Genomic DNA, 15,607 nt, shown 5'->3' on the forward strand with positions numbered 1-15,607 from the left:
GGAGTACGGCCGCAAGGTTGAAACTCAAAGGAATTGACGGGGGCCCGCACAAGCGGTGGAGCATGTGGTTTAATTCGTCACTAACCGAAGAACCTTACCAGGGCTTGACATCCGCTGAAAGTCCATGAAAGTGGTACCTCCTGCAGCAATGCAGGCAGCGAGACAGGTGTTGCATGGCTGTCGTCAGCTCGTGTCGTGAGATGTTGGGTTAAGTCCCGCAACGAGCGCAACCCTCATCGGATGTTGCCAGCGTAAAGTCGGGAACTCTTCCGAAACTGCCCGTGTAAGCGGGAGGAAGGTGGGGATGACGTCAAGTCGGCATGGCCCTTACGCCCTGGGCTACACACATGCTACAATGGCCGTTAACAAAGGGATGCGAAGCCGCGAGGCAGAGCTAATCTCAAAAATACGGCCTCAGTTGGGATCGAAGTCTGCAACTCGACTTCGTGAACGCGGAATCGCTAGTAACCGCAGGTCAGCCAAACTGCGGTGAATACGTTCCCGGGCCTTGTACACACCGCCCGTCAAGTCACCTGAGTCTGCTGCACCCGAAGTCAGTGGCCCAACCCGCAAGGGAGGGAGCTGCCGAAGGTGTGGCCGGTAAGGGGGACTAAGTCGTAACAAGGTAGCCGTATCGGAAGGTGCGGCTGGATCACCTCCTTTCTAAGGAGTAACGGTCTGCCGCTTGCGTAACCTGTTGGTTATGCAAGTGCGAACAGACTGCAACTCCTAGGTCGATCTCACCTGATGCTTCGCTTGCACTATTCAGTTGTCAGGGAAAAGTGAGTCTGGTATAATACATGACGCTTACGTCATATAAAACTTAAACTGGAAATTAAGACAGACTATCGCTCCTTGACATTTTTTAGGGGAAGGCGAGAGTCTTCCCCGTTGTTGTGTCTCGAAAAGAGCTTGGGTAAAACATTTATTTCCATTGCAAATTCACTTTTGCAATGGAGAGAATGGAATGGGCCTGTAGCTCAGTTGGTTAGAGCGCACCCCTGATAAGGGTGAGGTCAGTGGTTCGATTCCACTTAGGCCCACCAGAAGCCAGGCGAAAATGAAAGGCGCGGGAAAGAGCAAACCGCCAATTATCTTTGACTTTCGACTGAACTAGGGGGCTTAGCTCAGTTGGGAGAGCGATTGCTTTGCACGCAATAGGTCAGCGGTTCGAGCCCGCTAGCCTCCACCACCAAGTCGCTGGATAAATATACTAGCGGCGGCGAGACACAAGAAAAAGTTTTTCCCGGACGCCAGCATAGCACTGGCGTCCCATCGGAGGTTGCAAAGCTTGGCAGGTCGAAGCATTGCCAAGGTAGCCTCCGATGATGTTGGGAGCGCACATTGAAAACCGCATAGAGTAACGGGTGAATGTGACATCTAGCGCTTTTTTGGTCAAGCTAGAAAGAGCGTACGGTGGATGCCTTGGGGCAAAAGGCCGATGAAGGGCGCGGTCAGCGGCGAAACGCCTCGGGGAGCTGCAAACAAGCTTTGATCCGAGGATTCCCGAATGGGGCAACCCGGCGCGGGTAATACCGCGTCACACGCAGGTGAATACATAGCCTGCGTGGGGGCACCTGGGGAACTGAAACATCTTAGTACCCAGAGGAAAAGAAAACAAAAGTGATTCCCTAAGTAGTGGCGAGCGAACGGGGAAGAGCCTAAACCTATGCCGTGAATATAGCTCACGGGCGTTGCGGCATAGGTGTAGTGGGTTCTCGCGTGTAGGAGCCGTGAATCCTGCAAGGAGTGACAAATCTTCTGCGTAGCTGAACGGCATGGAAAGGCCGGCCATAGAGGGTGAGAGCCCCGTAAGCGAAACGTAGGAGACTCCTAGCGAGACACCCAAGTACCACGGGACACGAGGAACCCTGTGGGAATCTGGGAGGACCACCTCCTAAGGCTAAATACCTTTTGCCACCGATAGTGGACCAGTACCGTGAGGGAAAGGTGAAAAGAACCCCGGAAGGGGAGTGAAATAGAACCTGAAACCGTATGCTTACGAGCTGTGGGAGCACTATGCCTCTGGCTTCGGCTGGAGGAATGTGTGACCGCGTGCCTTTTGCATAATGAACCGGCGAGTTAATCAGCGTTGCGAGGTTAAGTATCAAAGATACGGAGCCGAAGCGAAAGCGAGTCCGAAAAGGGCGACTTAGTAGCGCTGATTAGACCCGAAACCGAGTGATCTACCCATGGCCAGGGTGAATCCAGGGTAAGACCTGGTGGAGGCCCGAACTAGTGTCGGTTGAAAACGGCTTGGATGAGCTGTGGGTAGTGGTGAAATGCCAATCGAACTCGGAGATAGCTGGTTCTCCTCGAAATGCATTTAGGTGCAGCCTCGCGTGTTGTGTCATGCAGGTAGAGCACTGGATGGGCTAGGGGCCCCACCAGGTTACCGAACTCAACCAAACTCCGAATGGCATGACATTAGCGCGGGAGTGAGACTGTGGGGGATAAGTTTCATAGTCGAGAGGGAAACAGCCCAGACCATCAGCTAAGGTCCCTAAGAGCTGGCTAAGTGTGAAAGGATGTAGAATCTCATAGACAACCAGGATGTTGGCTTAGAAGCAGCCATCATTTAAAGAGTGCGTAACAGCTTACTGGTCGATAGGGATTCTGCGCCGATAATGTAAGGGGGCTCAAGCCAGCCACCGAAGCTATGGGTTCCGGCGCAAGCCGGAGCGGTAGAGGAGCGTTCCCTGCGGGGTGAAGCTTGAGCGTAAGCACAGGTGGACTGCAGGGAAGTGAGGATGCCGGTATAAGTAGCGAAAAGAAGAGTGAGAATCTCTTCCGCCGAAAGCCTAAGGGTTCTTAAGGAAGGCTCGTCCTCTTGAGTTTAGTCGGGCCTAAGCCGAGGGCGAACGCCGTAGGCGATGGACAACTGGTTGATATTCCAGTACCAGGCTAGCGCGTTATGAGCAATGGGGTGACGCAGGCAGCGTTCCTGAGCACGGGATTGGTTGACCGTGTTCCGCTGTAGGAGTCTCTGGATAGGCAAATCCGTTCGGAGGTTAAGCTCTGGCAGCGGACGAGTGGAGGAGAAATCCAAAGCGAAGCAGGGATAATGTCTGCCGAGAAAAACCTCTAGCCAGTGCTAGTCTGACCGTACCGCAAACCGACACAGGTAGGCAGGTAGAGGATACCAAGGCGTGCGAGATAACCCTCGTTAAGGAACTAGGCAAGTTGACCCCGTAACTTCGGGAGAAGGGGTGCCCTGGTGGGTTGCTGCTGCGACGCAGCGGTTCACCGGGGTCGCAGTGACAAGGCTCGAGCGACTGTTTACCAAAAACACAGGTCTCTGCTAAGGGGAAACCCTAGGTATAGGGGCTGACGCCTGCCCAATGCCAGAAGGTTAATAGGAGGGGTTACCGCAAGGGAAGCCCTGAATTGAAGCCCTGGTGAATGGCGGCCGTAACTATAACGGTCCTAAGGTAGCGAAATTCCTAGTCGGGTAAGTTCCGACCCGCACGAATGGCGTAACGACTTGAGCGCTGTCTCAACGAGGGACTCGGTGAAATTGTAGCATGCGTGAAGATGCGCATTACCCGCGACAGGACGGAAAGACCCCGTGGAGCTTTACTACACCTTGATATTGGATTCTGGGATAACATGTAGAGAATATGTGGGAGCCGCAAGGCGCCAGTGGAATACCACTCTTGCTATCTCGGAACTCTAACCCGAGGAGTTACCCTCCGAGGAGACAGTATCAGGCGGGTAGTTTGACTGGGGCGGTCGCCTCCTAAAAGGTAACGGAGGCGCCCAAAGGTTCCCTCAGCCTGGTTGGAAACCAGGTGTCGAACGCAAGGGCATAAGGGAGCTTAACTGCGAGAGAGACGTCTCGAACAGATGCGAAAGCAGGGCCTAGTGATCCTATGGCAACGTGTGGAAGTGCCATGGCTCACCGGATAAAAGTTACCCCGGGGATAACAGGCTGATCTTGCCCAAGCGCTCACAGCGACGGCAAGGTTTGGCACCTCGATGTCGGCTCGTCGCATCCTGGGGCTGAATAGGGTCCCAAGGGTTGTGCTGTTCGCACATTAAAGCGGTACGCGAGCTGGGTTCAGAACGTCGTGAGACAGTTCGGTCCCTATCCGTCGCGGGCGCAAGAAGTTTGAGGGGAGCTGTCCCTAGTACGAGAGGACCGGGATGGACAGACCTCTGGTGTACCAGTTGTTCCGCCAGGAGCAGACGCTGGGTAGCTATGTCTGGTCGTGATAAGCGCTGAAAGCATATAAGCGCGAAGCACACCCCAAGATTAGACTTCTCTTCCCGCCTTCGGGCTGGGAGTAAGACCCCAGGTAGATTACCTGGTTGATAGGCAGCAGGTGTAAGCACAGTAATGTGTTCAGCCTAGCTGTACTAATCGGTCGAGCGGCTTGACCACTAATTTGCTCTCAGCTTTTCGCTGAGTAGCTTTGCCCAAACTCTATGCGGTTTTCAATGTGCGGTCTTGCACTGTCTTAAGTTTTGCTGGTGACCATGCCGGAGGGGGTACACCCGTTCCCATCCCGAACACGGTAGTTAAGCCCTCCAGGGCCGACGGTACTTCCGGGGCAACCCGGCGGAAGAATAGGTCGTCGCCAGCTTATAAATAAAGCCCTTGGATTCGTGCGAATCCAAGGGCTTTTTCATTGGTCATGACCTTTGGCTTTAGTGAAAGTGTCTGGTGCGTCTGTGTAGCATTAAATTTGCCCAAAACGTCTAACCAAAGGAAATTCCTCACAAAAAACGTTTCTACATTTCTTAATATCGCCACATTTTCGAAGGAATCACTTTACTTCTGCACCAATTATTACTCAGGTGGACCTGGAGAAGGTAAAATCCGGGATTGAAAGCATAAGCTTAAAATTCCAAGAACGCTAATAACATTTGAGAGGAAGAGTTTGATGGACTTCAAAGAATCATTCGATGGTTTACTCAACAGCATAAATTTGGCTGAGGCAGAAGGGGTAGCCTTCTTGCAGAGAATCAGAGCCGAAATGAAGTTTGCTGCAAAATTTGTCCAACTATTTCCAGAAAAGCAAGATGAATGGCAGAATCTCATCCTAAAGGCGGCAGAGGTAGTAAAAAACACGATTTCGGCAGGAGGCCCGGTTGATGTTGAGGCTGCAGTGTCGGAGGCAGAAAAGATAATGGCGCCAATTGGGGAGGCGGCAAAGGCGTACACTATCCATTGCTGTGGGCATGCTCACATTGACATGAACTGGATGTGGCCTTGGCAAGAGACCGTCAATGTCACGCATGATACTTTTTTGACGATGGATAAGTTGATGGACGAGTACCCCGACTTCTGCTATGCTCAGAGCCAAGCATCCGTGTACATCGCCATGCAGACCTACTGCCCGGAAATTTTCGAAAAAATTAAGCAGCGTGTAAAGGAAGGCCGATGGGACGTTACGGCTAGCATGTGGGTGGAGGGCGATAAGAACATCGTATCTGGTGAATCGCTGTGCCGGCATCTTCTATATACAAGGCAATATTTTAAGGAAGCCATGGGCCTCGAACCAGAAGACGTCAAAATTGACTGGTCGCCGGACACCTTCGGGCATGCGCACACCATTCCTGCTATCCTATCTCGAGGTGGTGTTTCCAGATATTACCATTGCCGCACAGGGCCAGGGCCCTGGCTTTATAAGTGGAGATCACCGGATGGGAGTGAAATAATTGTTTTCAACGACAAGGATAGGCATGGTTACAATGGTCCAATTTATCCAGAGATGGCAGAGAATATGATTGATTTTGTCAAGGAAACTGGACTTAAGGACTTCCTTTACGTTTGGGGCGTTGGAGACCATGGAGGCGGACCGACAAGAGCAGACCTTCGCAAGGTTCGCGATCTCCAGTCCTGGCCAATTTATCCGAATGTCAAGCTTGATACCGTCAAGGCATTTTTTAACATCGTTGAAAAGGCGGATGTAAAGCTACCCGTTGTGGATTCGGACTTAAACTTTATATTTGAAGGATGTTACACCTCGCAAAGCAATATCAAATATGCCAACCGAGTAAGTGAAATCACTCTCCCAGAGGCAGAGACCTTGGCTCTCATTGGTTCTCATTTTGGAGAGATGGAATACCCACATGATTTGATTCGTAGGGCATGGAGATGGACGCTTTTTAACCATTTCCATGACATACTTCCAGGATCCGGTGTGCACGCTACTTATGAGTATGCGCAGGGTCTTTTCCAGGAGATTATGGCTACGTCGTCTTCGATTCGAACGAGGGCTCTCAGGCAACTAGCGTCAAGGGTTAATACCGAGAAGGCGGTGAAAGGGCAGACGAGCACTATGGCGTCAGGATTGGGCAATGGACTTGGGGCAGGTGCAGGCGACCCTAGTCTGCCTGGTGGAGTTACAGCGTACAATGCAGGCGCAGAAGGAGCTGAGCCAGTTTTAGTATACAATCATAAGCCATGGGCACGCTCGGAGATTGTATATGCAAAAGTTTGGAACAAACCTCTGGATGACGATAAGGTTGTGGTGCGCGACTCGGAAGGCACTGAGTTAAAGGGTCAGGTAGTCGGAAAGGGAGGCTACTGGGGCCACAACTTTGTCACAGTTGCATTCAAGGCGGATGTACCCCCATTGGGATACAAAGTATATGCTATAGACAGCAAGCCAATTCAAGTTTCTGGTGAAGGCGCCAGCATGAGCCACATGTTTAACAGCATCTATGGGATTGATTTTCCAGATCCAAGTGGGCCTAGCATAATGGAGAACGAATTCCTGAGGTTAGAGATAGACTTTCCTTCAGGCGCTATCAAGCATCTGATTGATAAAGAGACGGGTTTTGATTATGTTCCCGAAGGAAAGCTACTAGGAGTACTTGAGGTTTATCAGGAGTGCCCTCACGGGATGACAGCTTGGGTTATTGGCCAAACGCAGGAAAAGATTGAGCTCACGAGTGGCGGTGTTATTAAGGTGACTCAGCGTGGGCCAAACCGTGTTGCAGTAAGGTGCGACAGAAAATATAAAGATTCCACCATTTCTGTTGAGATAGGTCTAAATGCCGGTTCTCGAATGGTAGATTTCAAACTCAACACGCGGTGGGTTGAACGCGGCACACCAGAGACTGGTGTCCCAATGCTGAAAGTGGCGTTCCCTGTAAATGTGGTGGGCGGCACTGCTACCTATGAGATTCCTTTCGGTAGCCAGACCAGACCTCAGTCTGAACAAGAGATCCCAGCACTGAAATGGGCAGATCTTTCAGATGAGGAACATGGCATAACGCTGGTCAATGATTCGAAGTATGGGCATTCGTGCTTTGAGGATACGCTGAGACTTACCCTCATTAGGTCAAGCTTCGATCCCGACCCACTGCCTGAGATACGAGACCATGAAATCAGGTTTGCCGTAATTCCGCACATTGGGCCATGTGATAGGACAGCCGCAACCCGGGCAGGTGAGGAGTTCAACTCGCCAATGTCGGTGGTCAGCACTACTGTTCAGGCAGGAGAGCTCCCACCGGAAAAAAGCTTTGTTAATGTGCTCACGCCGAATGTGATGCTGGCGGCGGTAAAGAAGGCAGAGGATTTTGATGCGCTAATATTGCGACTCTACGAAGTCGAAGGCATCGACACAGAAGCTCGCATAAGGATCTCGGACCTTGTCGCTCCAGGTTCGCCATTTACTCAAGTTGACCTGCTGGAAAGAAGGGTTCATGGTACCGAGGGGCGCATGAATGGAGATATATTGACCGTAAAGGTTCCAGCATACGGGATTGTGTCTGTTGCTGTTGGATAGGGGAGACTATGGGGGCATGGGGAACCCAAAAAATGAAGGCTTGAGTAAATAGACTGCGGTTCCTATTTCTTCTTTTTGGTGTTTCTCCATGCCGTTAAGTTTGGCGAGGGGCGATATCATCGAGTATGAATACATCTGCAATTGACAAAGCGATAATATCCGCAATGAGGGCATGGAAAACCCCTGGAGTGGCAGTTGCAATCGTCGAGGGGAATGAGGAATACATCCAGGGATATGGTGTGAAAGAGGTTGGCACGACCGCCTCCATAACGCCGAACACTCTATTTGCCATTGCCTCCATGACGAAAGCTTTCACGGCAACGGCAATGGCTATCCTCGTTGATGAAGGCAAGATGGCTTGGGACGACCATCCTAGGAAATACCTACCTTATTTCAGACTGTCCGATCCGGTCGCAGATGCCAACGTTACAATGCGCGACTTGCTTTCTCATCGAACTGGCATGCCCCGACATGATGCTCTTTGGTGCGTTGGGGAAAGAAGTGCAGAAGAAATCGTTAAGCGATATGGACTTGCTCTTCCATCAACTTCGTTTCGTTCAACCTATGAGTATGCAAATGTTCCTTTTACAGCAGCTGGCCTTGCAATCGGGGCCGCGGCAGGCACTACCTGGAGCAAATTTGTGGAGGAGCGCATTTTCAAACCTCTTGGAATGAATGCGGTATGCCGTGTATCAGAAACCGAGGCATCGTTGGATCATTCCCATGGGCATGTCCCTTATAGGGGCAAGATTGTTGTTTACCCGACTCCTGAACATGATAATTCGACTGCGGCGGGCGCAATCAACGCAAGCGCCAACGACATGAGCAAGTGGATTCGCTTCCATCTAAATGACGGGATGTTTGAGGGCGAACAAATTGTATCTAAGAGAAACCTAGACGAGACGAAAAAGCCGCATATGGTCATACCAGTAGAGAATCCAGATAAATATGGCTTTGATCTGGGCACTAACTTGAGCACATATTGCTTGGGATGGAGCAAAGAGGAGTACCGAGGTGAAATTATTGTCACCCATGGCGGCTGGCTCAGGGGTTTCACTGGCAACGTTACGCTTATACCAAAACACAAAGCGGGGATTGCGGTGTTGACCAACCTTGCAGTTGCGGGCGAAGCCATATCAATTAGGAACTTGCTTCTAGATATTCTTTTGGGTCTACCGAAAAGAAATTGGCCTTTGATTTACAAGAAAATCAATATGCTAACGAAGAAAGAGGCAAAGGAACAAAAAGCCAAAGAGGTTCGACACAAGAGGACGAAGCCATCCCGTGAGCTTGAGGCTTATGTGGGTGACTATGAGGATTCGGCCTATGGGACTCTAACCGTTTATCTTGAGGATGGAGCTTTACACGCCAAATATGGTGCGGCTGATTACAAGCTTAAGCATTTCCACTTCGATACGTTCACAGGCAGACATGAAAGGCCTGAAATATGGGAGGACATAAAGGTAATGTTCGCCCTCGGCCCAGATGGTGAGGTTGCTTCCATAAGGACGCTTGCAGATTGGTTTTCGGTTGAGTTCAAGAAGGTGAAAAGAGAAGCATCGTGAACAACCGGCGCTGTTTCTTGCCGAATCATGAGGGATAATTCATGAGACTAGTCAGCAAGGAAATCTTCGCCAAATCACCCGAGGCTGGTGTTGCCGGGCTTGGATACTGCTGGTATGTGCGGCCCGATGGCGTGGAAATGGAAGCAGTATATGCGACGCAGACAAAAAGCGATATGCAGGACAGAAAATGGCGTCGGTGGTCTAGCGACAACGGGAGGACTTGGGGTGAGGCTGAGGAGATTGAGTTCATCCGAAAATCGCCTGAGGGGGTCCATCGTATTTATTCCCATCCGCCGAGAATAGACCCTTACAGGCGTTGTTTGATTCGCTTCAGTAACCGAGTATGCCTTCCCAACGATAGAATTAGCGAGGCTCCATCGCGCTGGACGATGTGGTATGAAGTGCAGCGTGATGGAGGGAGGAATTACACTGTTGCAGAGCAGATTGTTGGTGAGGGCTTAACGCCCGACCATCCCTTTGAGCCGATTTTTTCTGGCAAGAATGGCTATATGCTGGGCGATCAGACTTGCGCGCCGATTTTTCTGCCAAACGGAACAATCTCAGTTCCAATTCAGATAGCTGAGCTCAATGCGGATGGAGAGCTCTTTCAGCCGTACAACACGCCGTTTTACCAATCTGGGGTTCTCATCGGGAAGTGGAAGAATGACATGCAAATTTCCTGGGGGATATCGGGCCCAGTGCGTCTTTCGCCAGCAAAGACTACAAGGGGTGTATTTGAGCCAACGCTGGCGCATGTCGCCGATGGAAAGATTCTAATGGTGCTTCGAGGAAGCAATATGCAAAAGAAAGAATTGCCAGGATACAAGTGGTATTCTGTATTAGAAGATGATGGTAGGACTTGGAGCGAGGTTAGGCCTTGGACATATACGAACGCTGAAAGGTTCTTTTCACCAAGTTCATGCTCGCAACTTGTAAAGCACAGTAGCGGTCGGCTTTTTTGGCTTGGCAACATTTGCCGCGATAATCCAGATGGTAATTTACCACGTCACCCTTTTGTAATTGGTGAAGTTGACCAGGCGAGCCTATTGTTAAAAAAGGAAACCCTGGTTGTACTTGATGATGTGCAGAATGGTGAGAACCCCGATATGCGTCTTTCAAACTTTCATGTTTACGAGGACCGCCTGACGCATGAGATTGCGGTCTGCATACCACGATGGTTTGCTTATCGAAAGAGCGAAAACGATTGGACAACTGATACCTATCGATATCGAGTTTGCGTGTGATGGAATGCAAGCGGTTATTATTGCAGTCTCCAGTGATGGCATATTAGAAACTTGTCGGGTTGTCTAAAGTAGGACGGGAAGATAGCATGTGATTGGGCGAGCATTTTACTTTCACTCTGTTGATTAGTTGGCGGCTGTGTACCAAAAAGCAGGAGCGGAGAATAAGATGAAAGAGGAGCTTTTGAAGCGATACCCAGGCAATCCTATACTTACCTATAAAGACTTGCCCTATCATGTTAATGCCATCTACAATCCGGGAGCGGTGAAGTTTGGCGACAAGTACATTCTCATACCACGTGTCGAGGACGGCCGCAGGGATAATGACCTTCACGTCGCTGTTAGCGACGATGGCATACATTTCAAGGTCAATCCATCGCCAATTGAAATTCCCGGCACCGAGAATGATTTTGTGTGGGAGAAGCATCGCTATGATGCCCGAGTAACGTATCTTGAAGGTGCTTATTATATCGCTTACTGTGCACAGACAATGGCCGAAACAGTGCGCATTGGTTTGTGCCGTACCACTGATTTCAAAATCTTTGAGCGGATGCCGTTTATCACCTCGCCGTGGAGTCGAAATTGCGCCCTCTTTCCTGAGAAAATCGGCGGTCGGTATGCGCGGCTCGAGCGCCCGATGAGTGGGAATAATGCCATTACGTTTGTCTCGTACTCGCCAGACCTTGTTCACTGGGGCGAATGGGCGCCGCTTAATCTTCAAGTCGAGACCTGGATGCGTGAGAAGTGGGGTATAGGTCCGACGCCCATCAAGACAGAGCGGGGCTGGCTACTGATTATTCATGGAGTGTGGTTTGCATGCAACTTTGTTTATCGGCTCGGTGCAGTCCTGCTCGATTATGAAGATCCTACTGTAGTGATTGGCCAATGCCCGGAATTCATACTAACCCCGCGAGAGCCTTATGAAAGATGGGGAGAGGTGCCGAACGTTGTTTTCTCGAATGGGGCGATTCTTGAACCCAGCGGCGAGCTTAAGGTTTACTATGGCGCGGCGGATACCTGCATTTGTTTAGCTACTTGCCAAATAGACGATTTAATAGAGGCATGTCTGGAAGGTATTAGACCAACCATTATAGTATCCTATTGAAGAAGTATGGCAAAGCGACCCAACATTTTAATCTTTAATCCTGACCAGTGGCGCGGAGATGTGCTCGGGCACATGGGCAATCCAGCCGCCTTAACGCCGAACCTCGACAAAATCGTTGAAGAGGAGGCAGTTTCATTCAGGTATGCTTTCTGCCAGAATCCGGTGTGCACCCCCAGCAGGTGCTCGTTCATGACTGGTTGGTATCCCCACGTTCGGGGCCACCGGACGATGTATTATATGCTACAGCCGGACGAACCGGTGCTCCTCAAAACCCTCAAAGATGAGGGATACTTCGTTTGGTGGGGAGGAAAGAATGACCTTGTCCCCGGGCAGAATCCATTCGACCCATACTGCACACTGCGCTACAAGCATTCTAAGCCTTTTAAGAGAAGCCGCCTTGCAAGGCAGGAAGAGTGGCGCGGTGAGCCTGGGAGCGATACCTATTATTCGTTCTATGTTGGAAAAATCGAGGGTGGCAACAGGGAATCACCGCTTGACGCCGATTGGTCAAATATTTATGGGGCATTGGATTTTCTAAAGAATCCTCCGAAAGATCAACCTTTCTGTATTTTTCTATCTCTCGGCTACCCACATCCGCCTTATGCGGTCGAAGAACCATGGTACAGCATGATAGACCGTCGGAGAATTCCCGCCCGTATACCTACGCCTAAGCATTGGACTGGCAAGCCTAGTATTCTGAAGGGCATCTGGGAGCGGCAGAATATGCAGACATGGAGCGAGAAGCGCTGGACCGAGCTTCGGGCGACCTATTACGGCATGTGTGCCCGCGTCGATCATCAATTTGGTTTAATCGTGGAGGCGCTGAAGAGCGCTGGCGTATATGACGACACGGCGATTTTCTTTTTCAGTGACCACGGTGACTTCACTGGCGACTATGGGCTAGTTGAGAAAACCCAGAACACGTTTGAGGATTGTCTAACCCGTGTGCCGTTTATTATTAAACCACCTTCGTGGATTCCTGTTAAGCCTAGAGTTAGCGATGCTCTTGTAGAACTTATTGATTTTCCAGCTACTGTGGAGGCTATGACTGGAATCCACCCCAGGCATACTCATTTCGGACGGTCACTACTACCAGTTATCGCGGGCAAGACGGATAAGCATAGGGACGCAGTCTTTTGCGAGGGCGGACGGCTTCATGGCGAGCTGTATGCAATGGAACTTGAAAGCACTAGCTCGCAGAACCCTACGGGCTTGTACTGGCCACGTGTAGGTCTCCAAAGGAGCGAGGGTCCTGAGCACACAAAAGCCACAATGTGCAGAACGCGCGATTTTAAGTATGTTCGTCGGTTTTATGAGCAGGATGAACTTTATGACCTAAATCGCGACCCGCGGGAGCTCTACAACTTGATAAATGATCCTGGCTTTGCAAATGTGGTAGCTAGTTTAAAAGAGCGTATGCTTAGCTGGTACCAGGAGACCTGCGATGTTGTTCCCCACAAGGCCGATGCAAGGTGAGCAATATTCCTTCCATTAGGGGATTGTTTCCGGTGATCTTCAAACAACAGAGGTCGCGGTACCTTTTTGTTATTTAGGCAGGATGCTTGCTATTTTCTTTTACTTGTTGCTTATTATGCGACGCGCTCCGACGTATCTGCGGCGATAGTAAGCTTGATCAAGCGAGTCGAGACGAACGCCACGCCCAGGTGACGAAGCATGGATGAACTGACGATTTCCAACATAGATGCCGACGTGAGAGATTCCCCGCCGATAGGTGCCCCTAAAGAAAACAATGTCGCCTTCTTGGAGATTCGATTGAGCAACAGGCTTGCCACAATTGAACAAGACTCTTGATGAGTGAGGAAGTTTAACCCCTTTAGTCGAAAAAACGTATTTCACAAACCCAGAGCAATCAAATCCACTTCGTGAGGTGCCACCTCGCCGGTATCTTGCTCCACGGAAGGCGAAGGCGGTTCGAACAATGTCGCGCCTAACGTCATAGCGGTCCACATGCGGCTTTGTGGGTTCGGGTGCATTGATGGTATTGATAGGTACCCAACCAATCCGACCGTCTTCTAGTTTGATTCGGATGAAATTGCCAGTTCGCGCTAACATAGTAAATTCAGAGCCTCTTGTGAGGACAGCTACCACTTGATTGCCAGCACGAACCTCCACGTTGTCGCGCATGCACTTTGCAGTTGCACCGAGTATGTACTTTTGAGAAGGGGTTGGATTATTAAGTGAGATGATTAATTTCTGACCGGGCTTTAAGAGGTGGATGTTTGCAATATTGTTTAGTCTATTAAGTTCAGAGATGGTAGTTGAGAATTTATTGGCTATTTCGCTGAGAGTGTCGCCCTTGCGGACAATGTAGGTTTTATTTGCCCCAGCGTCAGCTGTAACAGTAACCAACGCCAGTGCTATCATTAAGCAAATCAGCAAGGTGGGATGTTCGTTTCTTTTCAAAACGCCATCTCCCTCCCAGGCCTAAAAGCCCAATTATTGCCGGCGTTTTGGCTAATCAGGATTACCAAGCCTAGTAAAGCCCGATAGCTGATTTACCATACGCCACACTAAATCGCATGATACCCAATCGTACGTCCACTGTCAACGCATTGGGAAAAATATCAAGAAAGTATCACAAAGGTTTCAAATTGCGCCAGTTTCAAGCAAGACGGTGCTCACGATAAATACGATAAATTGAGCGATAATGATGAGCTTGTTCAAGATGATGTCATCTCTTTTACACTCCGTCAACATATTCGGCGAGACCCGGGAGTAATGGCTGACTTTTTAAAATATCACGTTTTGAGGAAAGATTGTATGCTTATCAATCCTGAAACACATTCTGCTCTTATTAAAAAGCAGTGTTATTTGTATTATCTACCCGCGGCTCGAAGATATGCGTCAAGGTTTTCTGGGGGTGTGCCGGGAATGAGGGGACTACCGTTTGCAAGAATGAAAGGCCCATGCTCTGCGGCTTGAAGTTGTCTTTCGACCTCAACTTCGATTTTACTTGGCGTTCCCCGAAGTAAAAGCGCAGAGTCAATGTTCCCAAATAGACAAATTTCGGGCCTAAGCATTTGCCTGATTTCAATAGGATCGAGTGTGAATGTTTTCTTATCTTCCTCTATCATTAAACCTGCCATGTCGACGGAATTTATAAAACGCATGTTCTTTCGAACGTCGCCGAGAAAGTAGCCAATTGGTAGGAGCCCAGCCTTGCGGACTTCGGTGTAGAACCAACGCTTTGTGTCCAGCTCAAGACGCTCGTGCATCGATGGTGATAAGTTGTCCAAACTGCCGAGGAAGCCTTCCGAGAAAATGTATGCATGTGCCCCTGCGGTTTTCGCTGCCCGGACGTCGGCTAGAAAGCGCTCACAATCCTTGTAAATGAAATATGCGACTAACTCGGGTTTTTCAGCACAAGCGATTGCAATATCCTCGAAGCTCCATCCATGAATCCAACTGCCGGGCGCCCCATCGTTGATGGCTATTAATACCGAATCGCCGTATTCTTGAGCGAGGATACTGATGTGAAGAAATCGTCCAGATTCTAGGATTTCCTGCTCTGAAACTGTGGTTTTAGCAAAGTAGTCATCGATTTCCGATTTCGATTCTAGCTTGGGGATTGGGTTTGATTCCCACCAGGGCACATCGCTGTAATCGGCTAGCGAGTAATCATCTTTAATCTCGATCCAATGGCTGGCGTCGGCGCTTGCGATGAAAGCCTTGCCTCCTTCAGTCTTGCGTGTTCTTTGCCAAAATCCCTGCCACCCAGCTGAGCCGAGATGAAACCAATCTGGTTGGAATCGCTCATAGAATTTCATCTCAATTTCTGCAAGTTCGCTTCCCCCCAGGTAGTATTGGAACTTGGGATGGTAGCCGTAGAATTCGACCTTGTAGTCGCCCCAGCTGTGAAAAACGACTGGTGGTGGTATCAGCCTCGAGCCATGGAGCGCCTGCAGCATTCGTTGTTTGGCAGTCATTGGAATT

The 15,607-nt window shown here is 50.0% G+C and carries 7 protein-coding genes, 2 tRNA genes and 3 rRNA genes; 10 read left to right on the top strand and 2 right to left on the bottom strand.

Features of this window, described 5'->3' with window-relative positions:
• The 10 genes from K6T99_02865 to K6T99_02910 form a co-directional block, all read left to right on the top strand.
• Positions 1–663: ribosomal RNA gene (locus K6T99_02865) — 16S ribosomal RNA — on the top strand; the annotation flags it as partial.
• Between the two features lie 306 nt (positions 664–969).
• Positions 970–1,046 (top strand) — tRNA-Ile (locus tag K6T99_02870).
• A 70-nt stretch (positions 1,047–1,116) separates the two neighbouring features.
• Positions 1,117–1,192, top strand: a tRNA-Ala gene (locus K6T99_02875).
• Between the two features lie 201 nt (positions 1,193–1,393).
• A 23S ribosomal RNA gene (locus tag K6T99_02880) occupies positions 1,394–4,384 on the top strand.
• A gap of 85 nt (positions 4,385–4,469) precedes the next feature.
• Positions 4,470–4,586: ribosomal RNA gene (gene rrf / locus K6T99_02885) — 5S ribosomal RNA — on the top strand.
• Between the two features lie 300 nt (positions 4,587–4,886).
• On the top strand, positions 4,887–7,742 hold the full coding sequence (locus K6T99_02890; protein MCL6518752.1) for a hypothetical protein: 2,856 nt from the start codon (positions 4,887–4,889) through the stop codon (positions 7,740–7,742).
• 125 nt (positions 7,743–7,867) lie between these two features.
• Positions 7,868–9,307: a serine hydrolase gene (locus tag K6T99_02895; protein ID MCL6518753.1), complete on the top strand. Its 1,440-nt coding sequence runs from the start codon at positions 7,868–7,870 to the stop codon at positions 9,305–9,307.
• 41 nt (positions 9,308–9,348) lie between these two features.
• A complete protein-coding gene (locus K6T99_02900; protein MCL6518754.1) occupies positions 9,349–10,551 on the top strand; it encodes an exo-alpha-sialidase in 1,203 nt (400 codons plus the stop codon).
• A gap of 166 nt (positions 10,552–10,717) precedes the next feature.
• Positions 10,718–11,653 carry a glycoside hydrolase family 130 protein gene (locus K6T99_02905; protein ID MCL6518755.1) on the top strand — a complete coding sequence of 312 codons (936 nt, stop codon included), beginning with the start codon at positions 10,718–10,720 and terminating at the stop codon, positions 11,651–11,653.
• Between the two features lie 6 nt (positions 11,654–11,659).
• Positions 11,660–13,129: a sulfatase-like hydrolase/transferase gene (locus tag K6T99_02910; protein MCL6518756.1), complete on the top strand. Its 1,470-nt coding sequence runs from the start codon at positions 11,660–11,662 to the stop codon at positions 13,127–13,129.
• A 99-nt stretch (positions 13,130–13,228) separates the two neighbouring features.
• Here K6T99_02910 and K6T99_02915 read toward each other — a convergent pair whose 3' ends face one another.
• Positions 13,229–14,077 carry a C40 family peptidase gene (locus K6T99_02915; protein ID MCL6518757.1) on the bottom strand — a complete coding sequence of 283 codons (849 nt, stop codon included), beginning with the start codon at positions 14,075–14,077 and terminating at the stop codon, positions 13,229–13,231.
• Positions 14,078–14,490: 413 nt separating this feature from the next.
• A complete protein-coding gene (locus tag K6T99_02920) occupies positions 14,491–15,600 on the bottom strand; it encodes a hypothetical protein (protein MCL6518758.1) in 1,110 nt (369 codons plus the stop codon).
• Positions 15,601–15,607: the final 7 nt, after the last annotated feature.

The organism is Armatimonadota bacterium (genome assembly GCA_023511795.1).
Taxonomy (GTDB): Bacteria; Armatimonadota; UBA5829; order DTJY01; family DTJY01; genus JAIMAU01.